General features: G+C 42.1%; 16 protein-coding genes. 11 read left to right on the top strand and 5 right to left on the bottom strand.

Annotation, left to right across the window (positions count from 1 at the left end):
• Nucleotides 1-14: 14 nt before the first annotated feature.
• Together PCC7418_RS19565 and PCC7418_RS19560 are read left to right on the top strand one after the other, a co-directional pair.
• Nucleotides 15-1,022 carry a COP23 domain-containing protein gene (locus tag PCC7418_RS19565; RefSeq protein WP_015227440.1) on the top strand — a complete coding sequence of 336 codons (1,008 nt, stop codon included), beginning with the start codon at nucleotides 15-17 and terminating at the stop codon, nucleotides 1,020-1,022.
• Between the two features lie 103 nt (nucleotides 1,023-1,125).
• On the top strand, nucleotides 1,126-2,922 hold the full coding sequence (locus PCC7418_RS19560; RefSeq protein ID WP_015227439.1) for a DUF2808 domain-containing protein: 1,797 nt from the start codon (nucleotides 1,126-1,128) through the stop codon (nucleotides 2,920-2,922).
• Nucleotides 2,923-2,991: 69 nt separating this feature from the next.
• Here PCC7418_RS19560 and PCC7418_RS17070 read toward each other — a convergent pair whose 3' ends face one another.
• The gene (locus tag PCC7418_RS17070) at nucleotides 2,992-4,650 is read right to left on the bottom strand and encodes an iron uptake porin (protein WP_015227438.1); all 1,659 of its coding nucleotides are present in this window, start codon (nucleotides 4,648-4,650) and stop codon (nucleotides 2,992-2,994) included.
• A 290-nt stretch (nucleotides 4,651-4,940) separates the two neighbouring features.
• Here PCC7418_RS17070 and PCC7418_RS19555 point away from each other — a divergent pair, with 290 nt between their 5' ends.
• Both PCC7418_RS19555 and PCC7418_RS17060 read left to right on the top strand, forming a co-directional pair.
• Nucleotides 4,941-7,010 carry a serine/threonine-protein kinase gene (locus PCC7418_RS19555; protein WP_015227437.1) on the top strand — a complete coding sequence of 690 codons (2,070 nt, stop codon included), beginning with the start codon at nucleotides 4,941-4,943 and terminating at the stop codon, nucleotides 7,008-7,010.
• 35 nt (nucleotides 7,011-7,045) lie between these two features.
• Nucleotides 7,046-7,603 (top strand): COP23 domain-containing protein, encoded by a 558-nt coding sequence (locus PCC7418_RS17060; protein WP_015227436.1) that lies wholly within the window; start codon nucleotides 7,046-7,048, stop codon nucleotides 7,601-7,603.
• A gap of 42 nt (nucleotides 7,604-7,645) precedes the next feature.
• On the opposite strand, the gene PCC7418_RS17055 is transcribed toward PCC7418_RS17060, so the two are convergent.
• The 3 genes from PCC7418_RS17055 to PCC7418_RS17045 all read right to left on the bottom strand — a co-directional run bounded on the left by PCC7418_RS17055 (nucleotide 7,646) and on the right by PCC7418_RS17045 (nucleotide 10,608).
• Entirely contained in the window at nucleotides 7,646-9,058 is a 1,413-nt protein-coding gene (locus PCC7418_RS17055) for an NAD(P)/FAD-dependent oxidoreductase (protein ID WP_015227435.1), read from the bottom strand.
• Nucleotides 9,059-9,213: 155 nt separating this feature from the next.
• Complete coding sequence (cobD, locus tag PCC7418_RS17050; RefSeq protein WP_015227434.1) at nucleotides 9,214-10,296, bottom strand: threonine-phosphate decarboxylase CobD; 1,083 nt, start codon at nucleotides 10,294-10,296, stop codon at nucleotides 9,214-9,216.
• A 24-nt stretch (nucleotides 10,297-10,320) separates the two neighbouring features.
• Nucleotides 10,321-10,608 carry an HU family DNA-binding protein gene (locus PCC7418_RS17045; protein WP_015227433.1) on the bottom strand — a complete coding sequence of 96 codons (288 nt, stop codon included), beginning with the start codon at nucleotides 10,606-10,608 and terminating at the stop codon, nucleotides 10,321-10,323.
• A 327-nt stretch (nucleotides 10,609-10,935) separates the two neighbouring features.
• Here PCC7418_RS17045 and PCC7418_RS17040 point away from each other — a divergent pair, with 327 nt between their 5' ends.
• Nucleotides 10,936-11,835 (top strand): AEC family transporter, encoded by a 900-nt coding sequence (locus tag PCC7418_RS17040; protein ID WP_015227432.1) that lies wholly within the window; start codon nucleotides 10,936-10,938, stop codon nucleotides 11,833-11,835.
• 60 nt (nucleotides 11,836-11,895) lie between these two features.
• Here the strand turns inward: PCC7418_RS17040 and PCC7418_RS17035 are convergent, their stop codons facing one another.
• Nucleotides 11,896-12,501 carry a hypothetical protein gene (locus PCC7418_RS17035; protein WP_150107088.1) on the bottom strand — a complete coding sequence of 202 codons (606 nt, stop codon included), beginning with the start codon at nucleotides 12,499-12,501 and terminating at the stop codon, nucleotides 11,896-11,898.
• Between the two features lie 169 nt (nucleotides 12,502-12,670).
• On the opposite strand from PCC7418_RS17035, the gene PCC7418_RS17030 reads away from it, so the two are divergent.
• The 6 genes from PCC7418_RS17030 (at nucleotide 12,671) to PCC7418_RS17005 (ending at nucleotide 16,987) form a co-directional block, all read left to right on the top strand.
• Nucleotides 12,671-13,462 carry an alpha/beta fold hydrolase gene (locus PCC7418_RS17030; protein ID WP_015227430.1) on the top strand — a complete coding sequence of 264 codons (792 nt, stop codon included), beginning with the start codon at nucleotides 12,671-12,673 and terminating at the stop codon, nucleotides 13,460-13,462.
• Between the two features lie 58 nt (nucleotides 13,463-13,520).
• Nucleotides 13,521-14,303, top strand: a complete 783-nt coding sequence (xth, locus tag PCC7418_RS17025) for an exodeoxyribonuclease III (protein WP_015227429.1) — start codon at nucleotides 13,521-13,523, stop codon at nucleotides 14,301-14,303.
• 258 nt (nucleotides 14,304-14,561) lie between these two features.
• Nucleotides 14,562-15,437, top strand: coding sequence for an SDR family oxidoreductase (locus tag PCC7418_RS17020; RefSeq protein WP_015227428.1), 876 nt, complete (start codon nucleotides 14,562-14,564; stop codon nucleotides 15,435-15,437).
• Between the two features lie 36 nt (nucleotides 15,438-15,473).
• Nucleotides 15,474-15,797 carry a phasin family protein gene (locus tag PCC7418_RS17015; protein ID WP_015227427.1) on the top strand — a complete coding sequence of 108 codons (324 nt, stop codon included), beginning with the start codon at nucleotides 15,474-15,476 and terminating at the stop codon, nucleotides 15,795-15,797.
• Between the two features lie 24 nt (nucleotides 15,798-15,821).
• Nucleotides 15,822-16,337, top strand: a complete 516-nt coding sequence (locus tag PCC7418_RS17010; protein ID WP_015227426.1) for an FKBP-type peptidyl-prolyl cis-trans isomerase — start codon at nucleotides 15,822-15,824, stop codon at nucleotides 16,335-16,337.
• Between the two features lie 104 nt (nucleotides 16,338-16,441).
• Nucleotides 16,442-16,987, top strand: a complete 546-nt coding sequence (locus PCC7418_RS17005) for a hypothetical protein (protein WP_015227425.1) — start codon at nucleotides 16,442-16,444, stop codon at nucleotides 16,985-16,987.
• The last annotated feature ends 2 nt before the right edge of the window (nucleotides 16,988-16,989 follow it).

Raw genomic sequence — 16,989 nt, 5'->3', positions numbered from 1 at the left:
GAGATTCCTGATCAATGATCAATCGCCTGATTAGCCCCCTTATAATTGCAACCACACTTTTATCTAGTTTTTTGATCAGTTCAACTTCTTCTGTCGCTCAATCCAATCGTTATAACTGTGTTTCTAAAGAGGGTGAGTTAGTAACCACTTTTCAAGGCAAAAATCAAGCCATCGAACTGATTAATTGGCAAGAGGTCGAATCCTTAATTGATGGTGACGATATTGCTAAAGCGTGTCTAGAATTTTCTTCTCGCTTGCAACGTTTAATGAGTAATAATAATCTGGGGTTTATTGCTCTTGGCACGCTGAATAATCAATATTTTCTATGTACTGCCAATCAATCGGGAAACTGTACAGGTAATAACTTTGGTTTTCTCATTATGTTAAAAAATAAAATTAATACCGAAGACGTATTAAAGCATTTTTTTGATAATTCATTAATCGAAAATAGTCAGGGCAACTCTCAAAAGAAAGTTGTAAATCTCAACCAACCAAGCGGAACAAATCCATCCCAATCCTCCCCTAATCACGACAGTGAATCTCCCTCCAATACAACAGCAACCCAACCTCAACCATCAATCCAATACTTCTGCTTAAATGAACGTGGAGACAAACCAGTTACGGTCGTTGATACGAAACGGGGGAGAATCGAACTCATTATTTGGAAAAGTGAGTTTTTCTCGGGAACGGGTTATACACCGCAACGACGTTGTGATCAAGTAACGGCACGCTTTCAGCAACATTCTGATGCGAAAACTCTCCGCTATATCTCAACGGGAACTATGAATCGGCAACCCGTAATTTGTGTTGCAAAAAATGATGCAGGTGATTGCAGAAATGATGGTCTTTTAATCACATTACAACCTCAAGATAATCCGAATCAAGTGTTAAGAGAACTTTTTAATCTCCGAGAACGGGCAGATAGCGGAGGCATTTATCGAAGTTTTGGGAATGAGGAATTGAAAGAAGTGATTATTTGGGATGACTTTTTAGAAAGAAGACTCAATCACGGTCAACCCTAATGTTTCGTAGTACAATTGGTTTCACTGGTGAGATGTTATGTGGGGTGGAAATGCTCGATTTAAAGTTATGGGAAAGCTACATTTCATTTCCATTGGTATAGCAATGATCGGTTCATTGTCAGCCTTTAGTATTGGGCATGAACAGTCGTTGTTTGCTCAAACCGAATTGAGAGAAGGCAGTGAACTTCTGTCACATCCGCGCGATCGCGCGGATAATCGTCGGCGTGTAGCTTTAGTGATTGGCAATGCTGATTACACAGTTGGAAGCCCTTTGCAAAATCCAGTCAATGATGCGACAGACATCACAGCCATGTTGCAAGAGTTAGGATTTGACAAAGTCATTACAGTCACAGACGCTGATTTAAGGAAAATGGAATCCGCTGTCAATAATTTTACGAACGAGTTGCAATCGGGCAGTGTTGGACTCTTTTATTATGCTGGGCATGGGATGCAAACTCAAGGAGAAAACTATTTAATTCCAATTGATGCTGAGATCCAATCAGAGTCAGATATTCGCTACGAAAGTCTTCCCCTAGGCAAAGTCCTCGGACGCATGGAAGATGCGGGAAATGGAGTCAATATTGTCATTCTTGATGCTTGTCGCAATAATCCCTTTAGTCGGGGTTGGCGTTCCTCAGGTTCTCAAGGCTTAGCTGAGGTAAGAGCAGAAGGAATGTTAATTGCTTATGCCACTGCACCTGGGGATGTTGCTTCTGATGGTAAAGGTCGTAACGGAACATTTACGGGTGCTTTACTCAAAGGGATGAGCACACCTGGTCAAGATATCGTACTGATGATGAGAGATGTCCGACGCATGGTGAAGCAAGAAACTGGAGGCAAACAAATACCTTGGGTTTCCACGTCTCTCGATAATAATTTTGCTTTCGTTCCAAGTGCTCCCGAACCTCCAGAGTTAGTCTCCAATAATGCTTCTAATAACTCCTCAACTAGTCCTGCTGATAATTCCGAACCTCCAGAGTTAGCTGCCAATAATGCTTCTAATAACTCCTCAACTAGTCCTGCTAATAATTCCGAACCTCCAGAGTTAGTCTCCAATAATGCTTCTAATAACTCCTCAACTAGTCCTGCTGATAATTCCGAGCCTCCAGAGTTAGCTGCCAATAATGCTTCTAATAATTCCTCAACTAGTTCTGATAATAATTCCGAGCCTCCAGAGTTAGCTGCCAATAATGCTTCTAATAATTCCTCAACTAGTCCTGCTGATAATTCCGAACCTCCAGAGTTAGCTGCCAATAATGCTTCTAATAACTCCTCAACTAGTCCTGCTAATAATTCCGAACCTCCAGAGTTAGTCTCCAATAATGCTTCTAATAATTCCTCAACTAGTCCTGCTAATAATTCCGAACCTCCAGAGTTAGCTGCCAATAATGCTTCTAATAATTCCTCAACTAGTTCTGATAATACCAACCAACAACCGAACCAGAGAGCAACATTTAAAGAGTCACCCCATGTACTTCGCGCTCGTACAACCCGAAATGGCATAGGAGCACGAGGCGCTAAACATTACTTCACCTTTTCACTCCCAGCCAACGCTGGACAAGGCTTACAAGCCGTACAAATCAAACAACATCGCTCCACTGAGAGTATCAGGTATCAACTTGAAGACACAATCGCCTTTACAGGAGAAAACCGCAACTCAGGACAAAAACTTGCTATCCAAGAGACATCCCTTGATGAAGAAACACAGACAGTTACCATCACCTTTACAGAGCCTTTAATGCCAGGAACAACCTTCACCGTGGGCTTAATCCCTAAAAAAAATCCTAATTCAAGCGGTGTGTATTTATTTGGCTTAACAGCAATTCCAGAAGGCGATAAACCAATTACATTAAATCTTGGTGTTGTTCGCTTTCATTTCCGAGATATCGATATCTTTTAAAAAGTAATAAAAACCTCCCTCAAACAGAAAGAGAGGCTTTGAGATTAAAAATTCAGTCAGTCTAAACTTTTAGAAAAAGAAGCTAGTGCGGAGAACGCCCACATAAACGGTGTCGTTATCTTGATCACGGTTAGGATTAAAAACCGCAAAGAAACCTGGGGTAAGGAAAACATTATTATTAACTGGGAAGTCGTAGGAAACTTCCGCAATGTAAGTGCGATCTTCTTGCAAAGTCACATCGGGAGCACCTGAAATTTCAGCATCTTCAAACTGACCACGACTGGCAAAAGCAATCCCTAACTTAGAACCTTCCTTGCCAATATCAAAAAATGCAAGGTTAGCACCAAATGACCAGCCATCGGTATCAAGCTCAGTATCAGTTGCTGTATCTTCAAAGCCTAAGTCAATATATTCAACGAACCCGCCAATTTCTGTACGAGAACCGAGACGAAGCGCACCCCGAGCACCAACAGAATTTTGAGTGACTTCGTTGAAGGAAGCAGCAGTGTCAGCACCAAGAGCGTTGTCAATGAAGCTCGATACGATTGTATTATCACCTACGGTTTCCGTGTAGTTATAGGCAAGACCGATATCAAAGTTGTCACCGCTATAGTTGAGACCAGCAGCAGCACTGTAATCTTGGAAGAGACCAATATCAGGATTAGTGGCATTGGAGTCGTTTGTAGTGTAGCCAATCCCAAAGGAGAGGCGGTCGCTTAAGGCAATATTAGTGCTGATTCCAACACCATCTTCTGCACCAGTACCATCAGTGATTGCTTCTTCACCATCAAGGATGAAATCATTGAGTTCACCGCCACGCCCGTAGTTGTAGTCAAAAGTGGAATCAGGGTCAAAGTCATTAGCACCAATTGCCACTTGAATATTGTCACCAAGAGGAAAACTATAAATTAAATCTTCTAGAACAAAACTCCCTCCAGTAGCCTCACAGTTATCAAGAACAGTATCCAATGTTCCTGAGCCAGTCACCTCAAAGCATGGAGGAGTCGTAGGATCTCCGTCGTCAAAATTAGATGCTTGGAGGCTCACTTTTAATTCATCTCGACCAGTAAAACTGGATTCTAAGTCAAGAACAGTATCATAAAGGAAACCAATGTTGCTATCAATATCGTCACCATTAGGTTTTTCATCACCTAAAACAATACTATTTACGAAAACAACTGCACCGCTTAACTTGGTAGTTGTAGAAAACTGATTATCTTCTAAGAAACCAACACGACCTTCTAAGTTATCAACCCGAGTGCCGAGAGTAGCCAGTTCTGCTTCAAATTCTTGAGTTAAACGTTGTAGGGTCGCTAAGTCTTCACGGGTGACTTCACCGCCCCGATTGGCAGTAATGAGACGCTCAATTTGTTGTAAACAAGCATTTAATCCTGCTGCAAATTCATAACGAGTGAGACTACGATTACCGCGATAAGTTCCATCAGGATAACCAGCAATACAACCGTAACGTTCCACTAAGTTGCGGAGTGCTTCAAAAGCCCAATCACTAGGGGAAACATCACGAAGCTGAAATACACTATTAACTTGATTTAAAGAATTACTATTGCCTTGGGTGTTATAGGTATCAATTTGCTCTAAAAGCTCTTGTTCAGAAATTTCAGCCGTTTGAGCAAATGCAGGTTCTACTTGTCCAGCGATGAAAGCTGCACTGAAAAGGATCGGAGCAGCCTTAAATAAGTTAGTAAAATTCATACTAGTACGTATCATTTCTCACACCATTTTTTTTTATTAACGAATTTAAGCAATTATAATAAATTTAGTGATGAATATCAATAATCTCTATTTCTAGATAGATGCTCAGTGATCTTAATCTATCCAATTGGAAAAATAGTGGGGATTTAACGAAGTTTAAGCAAGCATGGGCTCGCTTATAAAAGTTCATAAAATCGTCAATATGTTTTTTAGTAAAAATTTTTCTTGGTCAGTGTAATGTTACGTCTATTACCTTATTACCTAAACCTTAGTTTTTCAGATTCACTTACTCTCTACTCAGAACCATGACTATTCAAAACCAACTCTTAGCCTCTCGCTATCGCATCCTCAAAAATATTGGGTCAGGTGCATTTGGTGTCACCTTTCTCGCTGAGGATGAAAATATTCCCACACAGCCCAAATGTGTCGTCAAGCAGTTACAACCCTTAGTCAAAGACCCCAACCATTTTGCCCAAGCCAAGAAACTCTTTGAGAAAGAAGCAGCCACTCTGGCGAAAGTGGGAACTCATAATCAAATTCCTTACCTCAAAGATTACTTTGAAGAAGAAGGAGACTTTTATCTGGTGCAAGACTTCATTGACGGCCCCCCCTTAGATCAAGAATTGAGTGCTGGTCAACAGTGGTCGGAACAAGCCGTGATTGCCCTTCTCCAAGACTGCCTTCCCTTATTAGACTTTATTCATTCCCAAAGCCCTCCCATTATCCATCGTGATATCAAACCCGCCAATTTAATCCGACGCGGTGAAGATGGGAAAATTGTGCTGGTGGATTTTGGTGCGGTCAAAGAATCGTTTCAAACCAAGCTAGTACAATCGACGGTCGCCATTGGGACTCGGGGATATATGCCCACCGAGCAAATCCGAGGGAAACCGCGCCCATCTAGCGATATCTTTGCACTGGGTATGGTTGCGATTCAGGCTCTAATCGCAGTCAATCCCATTGATTTACCCGAAGACGAGAATGGAGAACTGGTTTGGCAACAGATGGAAAACGAAGCAGGTGAGCTTCAATCAAGAGTGACGGTTAGTGCAGGCTTAGCGAGAATTCTCTCAAAAATGATTCATCATGACTTTAAAGACCGCTACCAAAGTGCACAGGAAGTCATAGAAGCCTTAGAGAAATTAACCACAAACTCCCATGCTGAGGAAACCTCAGTCATCTTACCAGAAGAATTCAAGGATGCAACTTCATCAGAGTTGAATCATGAGGAAATGATCCCTCAAACTGAAGCAGCAACCGTTAAACAACCCTCAAAAATTGCAGAACAAGAGACACTTCAGCAACAATCTGTGGCTCAAGATCAGTCTTCATCCATGTCATCTGATGAAGCCTCCTCTGTGAACAAGGCATCTCCAGCATCCGAAGCCACTCCATCTGCCAAAACTAAAGCCAACAATAATTCCATGGTGAGTTGGTTACAATCTCCTCTTGCTAAAAATTTGGGCATTGCTTCGGTGATTCTGATTATTGCCAGTGCGGGAATGTATAGCCTAGATCGTCATCGCACCGCTCAGCAGAAACAACAAACTCAAGAGCAAGTTGCAACCTTCCAAAATGAAGTCACCTCCTTATTCGAGGCAAAAGAATACCAAGACTGTCTCGACAAAGTTGACAGTGATTCTGGCAATGACATCCAACGCATTCAAGAGTTGAAAGTAGAGTTTTATGGCAAATGCTCTCTTGCTTTAGCCGAATCTTTCGCCCGTGCTGAACAATATTCAGAAGCCCTGAAACTGACTGAAGACATTGAACCCGAAAGTGGTGTTTATGAGCAAGCACAAACCCAGATTCAAGATTGGTCAAATCAACTGGTAGAACAAGGAGTGAGTGACTATCAGAAAAATGGAAATTTAGAGAACTTTGACAACGTGGTGGCTGCTCTTGCTCCTTCTAACCCAGTTCGAGAAAGCGCGATCGCGCAAAAACAACAACTGAAACAACTCCATGAAAACAACCAAAACTTACTCTCTACGGCGCAAATTGCCTTAGATAATGAACAATGGCAACAGGCCAAAGAAAAAGCCCAACAATTACAACAATCGGGAAGTGGCTATGACTACTGGCAAGAACAAGCCCGATTAGTGCTCAAAGATGTGGAAGACGGTCTAGCTGCTGCTCGTAGTCGTTCTCAACCTGCAGCCACTCCCACTCCTCCCACTCCTCCCACTCCTCCTCCTGCTGCAACCGCAAGAACAACCCAGACGGCTACATCAGGAACAACTCAGCCCTCTTCTCCTTCTAAACCTGTAGTCAGTTCTGATCCAAGTCCTACGGTAACTCAACCGAAAGAGGAAACAACTGCTGATTCGGAATGGGATCCCTGTGCCGAACCATCAATGTTTTGCACCCGATAAACTCACCAATCTTTAATTATTTGACAGTCATCACCATGAAATACCGATTTTTTACGTCTTTACTCCTACTGTCAGCCACTGCTTTTTCTACATTTGCTCTCATCAAACCCTCTCCCGCACAACCTTCTCAACAAGGAGTTCGCTACACTTGTACCAATTGGAACTATCAAGGGGAAATGGTTCCGACAACCATGGCGGATACACCAAGAGGAAGGATTGCGATGATTGTCTGGAAGAGTGATTTCTTCTCTGGTAGCGGTTGGACACCAGAACGTCGCTGCCAGTCTATAACTCGGCGCTTTCAAGCGTTTCACAATGCTCTTTCTTATTACAATAAAGACTTCATCCTTGGATTAGGGACAGTGAATCGGCAACCCGTTATTTGTGCGATGAAAGGGAAGCAAGAAGGTCAAAAAGAATGTTATCAAAATGGTGCATTGATTACATTAGAACCCAGTGATAATGCTCTGGCTGTTTTTAAGGGTTTAGTGAAAGTTGCATCTTATGCCGATTCGGGTCCTTTAGTCCGAGGGACTAATGATGTGATCAACGTTGACGAGTGGCTCAGTAATGCAAGCCCCATTGATGATTAACATGGGCGGTACACCTGAAACGACTCCTCGATCAATTGGATACTATGTCCAACTGCGACGGATGAGAAAATATCGCTTTCTTAATTCTCGCCAGAAGGGATGGTTCTGATAATACCAATTGTCCCATTGTCGGACGGCCTTTGAGATTAATTCAGCAATACTAGGTGAAGGAAAAGACACAGTTTTAAGTTCTTTGATCTTCATTTTTCTAGTAATTGCCATGGTCATTATACTGACTAAGGTTTCCGCATTTTTCCCGAAACTATGTCCCCCTAAAATCTGACCCTTTTCATGGATAATAATCTTTAAAACACCTGTCATTTCTGATTGGACAATCGTCAAAAGATTGTCTTTAAAATACTCTTGAATGACCACAACTTTTTCTCCATAACGTCGTCTGGCTTGGGTTTCTGTCAGACCGACTCGGGCGAAAGCAGGATGAGTGGATATTAAACAAGGAATCATCTTATAATTCACCGTATGGCGAGGGAAAAATAAAATATTTTTCAGGGCAATTTCTGCTTCATACTGACCTAAATTAAGGAAAGAATAGCCACCAATAACGCTTCCACAAGCATAAATACTTGGATTAGTAGTTTGTAGTTTCCCATTGAGAGTTAAACCTTTTTGGGTTTGACTTACTTGGACTCCTTCTAAGTTTAATTTGTCTAAATTAGGAGCGGTTTTAGGAATGATCATTAATTCTTCTGTCGCGATCGCGCTTTTCCCGAGTTGTAACCATTTTTCTTGACCAAGTTGTTGAACATGAGAAAGAGGACTGGACTTTAACAGCGTAATCCCATCCGCTTCCAGTTGCGATTGTAATAAATCACTCATTGCTCGATCTTCAGTGGGAAAAAGACGAGACTGCGTGATCGCTAAGGTAATATTTTTATTGAGTCTAGCCAGATTTTGAGCAAGGCTAATTGCAGTCGGGCTTTCCCCAATAATGGTTAAGTTATTCGGTAACGTTTCTAAGGTTAGTTTTTCTCTTAAATCGCTGAGAGTAAGATAACCAACTTCTGATAAATTAGGAACATTGGGAATAATAGATGTGGTTTCTGTTGCAATTAAATAACCACGGGCTTTTAAGGTTTCTTGTTTGGCGACAAAGCCTTGTTGCGGTAAGCGACAAAATTCTCCTTTTCCCTCAATAACATCAACCCCTCGCGCTGCTAATTTTAATAAGCCTGTTTCTTCTTTAATAATCTCGATCACTTCTTCTGTCCACTGTTGATAAATAGCGGTTGGTTGAGACTCTAAAGGCTGAAGACTTCCGCATTTTTCTGTAATATCAGTGAGTTGAGAGAGAGTAAAATTATAAAGCCAGTTTGCTTCTGCGGAGAAGGAAATCTCTTGTGTTACAAGGGCGACTCGCGCTTCCCACAAAACTGCTGTTAGTGCTGCATACCTCCCCACTGGTGTATTACCAATAATAATTACGTCATAGTTCATTTAGTCATTAGTCATTTGTTCTTGGTTCGTTGTTCGTTGTTCGTTGTTCGTTGTTCTTGGTTCGTTGTTCTTGGTTCTTGGTTCGTTGTTCTTTGGTTACTGATCACTGGTCACTGATCACTGATCACTGATCACTGATCACTGGTCACTGGTCACTAATCACTGGTCACTGCAAAAAGGGCTTGATAAAGTTTTCGGTTTTCTTCGGGATGACGGATCGCAATGCGGAAATAGTCTTCGCCTAATTCGGGAAAACTGAGACAATCACGGATGAGAATTTGCGATTGTTTGAGGAGTTGCGCTTGGAGTTGGGAAGCGGGAATTTTTGTGGCGACAAGAAAGAAGTTAGCTGCGGTGGGAAGTGGAGATAAGTGGGGAATCCTTTTTAAGTCTTGAGCAAAGCGCGATCGCGCCGTTTCTAACCAAGTCCAAGTTTTTTCTTGAAACGCAGTATCTTCAATAACGGCTAAGGCTGCATCTTCCGCTAAACTATTGACCGACCAAGGATCACGCCAGTTTTGCCACTGTTGTAGCCGTTGCGGGTGTGCTACCGCGTAACCAATGCGGAGTCCAGGAAGACTATAAAATTTAGTCAGCGATCGCAGCACCACCAGATTCGGATAGTTAACGACATCTGCAATTAGACTTTCTTGGTCTTGTGGGCGTAAAAAGTCCATAAACGCCTCATCAATCACGACTAAGGCAAACTGGTCTAAATAGGGCAAAATTTCGGCGCGAGAGAACAATTGACCAGTGGGGTTATGGGGGTTATTTAAAAGCAACCCACAATTTTGACTGGCTGGGAGGTCTAATCCTAAAGATTGCTTCTGCGTAGGATTTTCCAGCATTCCTGCTACATCAAGAGGACAAGAGGTAATTTTTGCCCCAAACGCTTCCAAAGCCCGTTTATAATCCCGAAACCCTGGTTTGAGGACATAAACCGTATCTAACTCTGCTAATTCTCGTCCCACCCAAGTGAGTAATTCTGCTGCCCCATTCCCTGCTAAAATCCAATCGGGTGCTAAATCATGCCATGCGCCAATTGTTGCTCGCAGTTGAGAATAATTGGGGTCAGGGTAGTGTTTTAAGCGAGAAAGCCCCCTTTGAATCGCACTGATAGCACTTTCAGGAGGACCAAGGGGGTTAATACTAGCGGAAAAATCCAATATCACAGAGGGGGAACACCCCGCTAACTGGGCTGCCCAATTTAAGTTCCCTCCGTGTATTGGTCGTGTCATGGTAATTTCGTTGGTCAGTGGTTACTACTTTTGATCTTCAGGCGCAACTCGTTCTTTAAACAGTTTCCCTGCGGAAAAAGCAGGAACAGACGTTGCAGGAATTTCCATTTTATCCCCTGTTTTGGGATTTCGACCTTCCCGCGCTTTCCGTTCCCGACGTTCAAAAGAACCAAAACCGACTAAAGTGACTTTTTCCCCTTCCGATACCGCTTCCATAATGGTTTCTAGGGCTGCGGTGAGAACCGCATCAGCCTGCTTTTTGGTTACAGTGGCGCGATCAGCGATTTTATCAACTAAATCACCTTTATTCATGGGTTTTTCTCCTAATTTACGACTGTTTCTCTACGATAACGACAGATTCCTTGCACTCAGCAAGTTTTCTTCGCATTTACTAACATAGACGTTTAACGAGGCAATGGATAAAAGCCTAGAATACTTATATGTTCTATGTTTCACTGCATCATTCTAAACTGTGATCGCCGATTGTGCATCGTCAAAACCATTAAATTAGCTACATTTCGGGATTTTTTTACGTTTTGAAACTTAATTTGTGACTTATATTACAAAAAATTGACAATTGAAGCCGAAACCTTGACAATTCAGCGATTAATGATTAAAGAGTATTGTTAAATTAAGTGAATGACTGTTCTTTTACCTGCTATTGTCCCCGTTGCGTTAATTATTTTCATTGGCGCGATCGCGCAACGTTATCTTTCCCTTGATCGATCCACTCTTTCGCAACTTTCTCTTTATGTTCTTATTCCCGCCCTAGTCGGCGATAAGCTGTATCGGACAACTGTTTCTCCTCAAGGCGCGATCGGTTTAATCATCGGGTTTGTCCTTACGTCGGCTTTGTTATACTCCATAGTGTTAGGAATTAATTATTGGGGAAAACTTCCTTCTACAGTCGGGAAAACTCTGTTAGCAACGACAATCTTTGGTAATGTGGGAAATTTAGGACTCCCGCTAAATAGTTTTGCTTTTGGCGATGAGGGCTTAGAACGAGCGATTATTTGTTTAATTACCTCTGCGATTCTTTTATTTGGAGTTGCTCCTGCTTTAATTAAAGGAGAGGGGTTACGCTACGGAATCAGAATGACCCTCAAACTGCCTTTATTTTGGGCGATGATTGTCGGGATTACCTTTCACCTACTGCAAGTGGAGTTTCCTTATCGCCTCGATGCTGGAATTGAACAGTTGGGACGATCATCAATTCCCATTGCATTAATTATTTTAGGAATGCAGTTAGCTAGTACCCGCTTCACTTTAGGGAAATATGAACTCTTCGCCTCTGGATTACGGTTATTAGTTGCACCCGCGATCGCGCTGGCGGTAGGATTTGCCTTAAACTTAACAGGACTTGATCTAAATGTCTTAGTAATGCAAACTGCCATGCCTGCTGCGGTCAATAATGTTTTAATGGTGGGAGAATTTGGCGGTGAACCTGATCGCGCTGCAAGAACTGTCGTCGTTTCTACCATTCTAAGTTTTGCCACCGTTCCCCTATTTTTGTGGATTTTAACGGATGTTGTGAGTTAGCGACTTGCTTTTTTTTGGGATATTAATAGTAGATAGTAGGGTGGGCATTGCCCACCCTACCTAACAAATCTTGTGAGTTAACCAATAAGGATAAGCTGCTGCATCTGCTGGTGTGAATCTTTCAGGACAAGTTTGACTCACTGCTTGTGCAATCTCAGATAAACTTTCTGCATCTCCTGTACTTTCTAAACCGAATGTCCACCAGTTTTGATCTTTCACCTTCAGTTGCGTTAATTCTACGTTACAAAACGCATCTGCAGAGAGTTCCCACTGACGCTGCGATCGCGCTTTCTCCACTGCAACCCAAGCCGAATCTTGGGGACAAAAATCTTGCAAACTCTCTGCTTCACACAGCCATTTCACCCACTGTTCGATGATTCCTTCTCCTTGTGAGTCTAAATCAACAGTTGTCAATTGTTTTTCTCGCCACTTCACTTCAATTCGTCCTTGGCGAAACTTAATATTAAGATCATCACAGGGCGCGATCGGTTGTAAATACCAATCGGTGCGGGTTTCTGCTTCTCCTAAAACTTCTCCAGGACACCCTTGCTTGAACCATTGATTCATGACGGCTGGAATCTCTCCCCGCTTAAACCACCGCATTTCTACTGTTCTCAACATCTCCTTCACCTCTAATCTTTCTACTTCTTCTGAAACAGTGACCAATGATTAAACAACAAAGAACGAATAACAAATAACCAAGAACAAATCAAAAACATTAAGGAATCGTAACAATTTTCGATCAGGGGTTGTCTCAACTCCCCTCCCATCTGCTATCCTGTATCTCATTCCCTTATTGAAATTAAATTGCAATAAATAAAACAAAGCGTTCATCATGTCACAACAAGCCCTTTGGATTAGCGTTAGCCCCACCCTCAAACGATTCCATCGTCCCTTACAAACTTATCTCTCTCGTCAGCTTATCGTCCAAGAATGGGCATATCAGCAAGAGGAAGATGAACCTTGTACCTTAGACATTCCCGTTACTTTATTGCATGATTATCTCAAATGTTCAACTCAACCAGTTCATCTCGTTGGACACAGTACAGGAGGCGTAGTTGCCTTTCTTTATGCCCTCCATTATCCTGAACGAGTGAAATCTTTAACCCTCTTAGGGGTGGGTGTGAATCCCTTAATTGACTGGCACGCCCATTATTATACCTATCGCCAACTCTTATCCGCTTGTAGTCAAAATATTGTTTTAGCGCAAATGGTACGGGCGTTATTTGGATCGCAAGATCAAAACCGCACCAAAGGCTTTGTTAAACTCCTCGCGGGAGACTTACAAACCACCCCTTCCCCCCATTCTCTGATGTCTCGCAGCCGTCTGCAAGCGCAAACCGTTTCCTCTCCCCTATTCGTCTGTGGAAGTCAAGATGATGTGATTGTTGATCCGAATGCACTCCACGGGTGGAAGAATTATTTTAAGCCAGAAGATCGCAGTTGGGAATGTGCTTCTGGACATCACTTTTTCCATTATTATCATCCGCAACCTGTGGGAAATGCCATTTTGAATTTCTGGGAGAGTTTGGAATCGAAAAAGCGCGTGATGGAAGAAACGGTTAAAATTGACCAACGGTCGCAGCAGCCACCTTCCGTTGAGGAAGGGGTAATCTTTGACAACTAATGGGGAGTCCTTAATAATAAACAGATAGCGCGATCGTACTCATCCATCAGCTATTAACATGAAAATTGCCACTTGGAATGTCAATTCAATTCGGACTCGGAAAGACCAAGTTTTAAACTGGTTAAAAGAACATGAAGTTGATGTTCTCTGTTTACAAGAAACCAAAGTCATTGATGATGATTTTCCAAGAAAACCGTTTGAAGAATTGGGATATTCTGTTTGTGTTTCTGGACAAAAAGCCTATAACGGTGTTGCCATTTTTAGTCAGCAACCCTTAGACAATATTTCTGCTGGTTTTAGTCCCGTGGTGGGAGAAGATATTGCGGGAACTTATGATGAACAAAAACGGGTTATTAGTGGGGTTATTGATGGGATTCGGATTGTTAATCTTTATATTCCGAATGGGGGGAGTATTGGGAGTGAAAAATATGAGTATAAATTGGGTTGGTTTGAGGTTTTAAAACAATATCTTCAGCAATTAATGATCAAAAGTGAAATCTGTGTTTGTGGTGATTTTAATGTTGCGCCCGAAGACCGAGATATTTATGATCCGAAAGGAAAAGAAAATCATATTATGTCTTCTCCCCCTGAACGAAAAGCCCTAGAAACCATTAAATCTTTAGGGTTCTATGATGCCTTTCGGAAGTTTAATGAAGAGACAGGATATTATAGTTGGTGGGATTATCGCACCCGTGGTTTTTCTCGCAATCGAGGCTGGCGCATTGATCATCACTTTTTAACAGAAAAACTCTATGAAAAAGCAACTCATTGTTGGATTGATATTGTTCCTCGCGGACTGGAAAAACCCAGCGATCATACGCCTGTAATTTTAGAAATTTGATTGAAAATCGTTATTTTTGGACTAGCGAGACACATGATCAATTTTTGTTCGTCGTTCTTCGTTATTTGTTGTTTGGTAAAGCAGTTACAGTGAACAACAATCAACAAGGAACCATCAACAAAGAACAAAAAAGGATAAGGTTGATTACTGAACTTAAATTTCTCAGAATCAACCTTTTGATTGTTGAAGTTTAATCAGGAGTTAAAGTACCCTCTGCATAATAGAAGTACACTTAAACAGTTACAATAGGGAATAATCATGTTTCTAGTTACTGGCGCAACTGGACAAATTGGACGGCGAATTGTCCGTTTATTGCGAGACGAAGAACAACCTGTGCGGGGGTTCGTCCGCTTAGAGTCTAACTATAGCGAACTTGAACAACGGGGTGCAGAAATTTTTATTGGTGAATTAACTGAAGAAAAAGATCTTGTTAAAGCCTGTCAAGGGGTTAAATATGTTATTAGTGCTCATGGATCAGGGGGAAATGCACAAGCCTTGGATTATCGGGCGAATATTGACCTGATTGATCAAGCTAAAGCCCAAGGGGTGGAACACTTTGTTTTCATTTCTGTTTTAGGCGCGCAACGAGGCTATGAAGACTCACCCACATTTAAGGCGAAGCGGGAAGTGGAAAAGTATCTGCAAAATAGCGGACTCAACTATACAATTTTACAGCCTTCTGGCATCGCTTCTAATTTACTTCCTCTCGCCGAACGGTTTCGAGATACGGGCTTCTATTTGATTATTGGCGATCCCAAAAATCGCACCTCCATTGTCAGCACCGATGATTTAGCGAAAATCGCCATTGATGCGGTGCGCGTAGAAGCAGCGAAAAATAAAACCTTCCCAGTTGGTGGACCCGAAATTTTAAAGCGGGAAGAGATCCCAGAAATCTTGAGTCGCGTTTTTAACCGTGACCCTTTAACCGTTAACGTTCCCTTGTTTGTGTTTGACACTCTGCGCGATGGGGTGGGAGTGTTTGATCCTGAGACGAAAAAGTCTTTGGGAACGCTGCGTACCTTATCTGCTAACGAATTTTTCTGTACCGAAGATGAGATTAATGAACTCGAAAGCACGTTTAACATAAAAATGGAGTCTCTAGAAAGTTTTATGACACGCTATCTCGGGACTTAGAATAAACAAGCAGACAGAGAATTTTTAACAAAAACAATGGATAGCAACAATTGGATTAAACAATTACTAATGGTGGGGGTCGGAACGACATCCCTCGTTGCAGAAAAATTGCGGGAAGTGAGCGAACAGTGGGTGAGAGACGGTAAAATTAACCCTGAGCAAGCACAGGAGTTTGTTAATGACTTAATGAAGCAAATTCAAACCGAACAGGGGAATTTTGAGGAACAGATGGAACGTCAAATGCGTAATGCGTTGCAAGATCTGGGTGTTCCTCGTCAAAGTGAATTGGATGAGTTACGAGGACGGATTGATCGGATTGAACGTCAAATCAGGGAATTGGAAAATCGATCCTGGCGTTAACTATATCAGGTAGGAGGCAATTTAATGCGAGAAATTTTAGTCAGTTTTGGCGTTCTAGTGGTTTGTGTTTTGGTGCTGATTGGCGCACAAATTGTGGATCAAGGGAGACAAAATAGCGCGATCGCGTCCCCGATGTCGGCTTCGGAGTCGGGAACGTTAGTCGCCCTCAGTTTAGAAGATGTAGCGGAAAAAGAAGATGTCAAAAGCACAGAGTCTGGACTGCGTTACGTTGATATTGAAGAAGGAGATGGCGCAACCCCTAAAGAAGGACAAACCGTTGTTGTTCATTACACAGGGAGTCTAGCGGATGGAACAAAATTTGATAGTTCGCGCGATCGCGATCGTCCTTTTTCTTTCAAATTAGGGGAAGGACAAGTGATTAAAGGTTGGGAAGAAGGAATTTCAACGATGCAAGTGGGGGGTCGTCGCCAACTGATTATTCCCCCAGAATTGGGTTATGGTCAACGGGGTGCGGGTGGTGTTATTCCTCCCAATGCAACGTTGATTTTTGATGTGGAATTATTGAAAATCTCATCCTAAATCACTCATTTTGTAGAGGCGTTCTCCCTGAATGTCTCTACTCATCTGTCCGTTTTGAAATGATGGGTTGAGATGGGATTAGGGAAACGGGATGGGAGGTGTTTTTGCACAAACGAAATGATCCAGTTTTGGTGATTGTGGCTTCTCATCGCGACCAAATCCATTTTGCATTTCCGTCCTCTCAGATGGCACTTCTCATCGGTCTATTTGCTTTGGCTGCGGGATTAGCCCTTTTCTTCCAGGGGGGAGAGTTGCAAGAGAAAAGTATGCTCTCTTACTGGTTTTTGTGGTTTTTAGAAATTGCCTTTTTGTGGGGAACAATTTTTTCTCTAACTATGAAATCCTCTTTGCACATTGATCGATCCCAAGAAAAAGTCTGCTATGTTCTCTCAAGTCTCTTCCGCAAAAAACAATGGGAAAAACCGTTTTGTGATTTTCAAGAAGTGAGAATCTTTCGACCAAGAACTGGTGATGGACGGGCTGCTATGCTAAAAATTTTATTGGTGATGCAAGACGGAGAAGAAATTCCTTTAGGGACAAGTTTATTTGGAATTTGTCAGAAACGAAACGCGCGATCGTTAGCCCAAAAAGTGGCTGAGATGATTTCCCTGAAAGTGATTGAAGAATACTCACTCGATAAAAAAACATAATT

Origin of the sequence: Halothece sp. PCC 7418 (assembly GCF_000317635.1) — a bacterium.
GTDB lineage: Bacteria > Cyanobacteriota > Cyanobacteriia > Cyanobacteriales > Rubidibacteraceae > Halothece.
The sequence above is the reverse complement of the archived record's forward strand: the minus strand, read 5'-3'. Positions and strand labels throughout refer to the sequence as shown.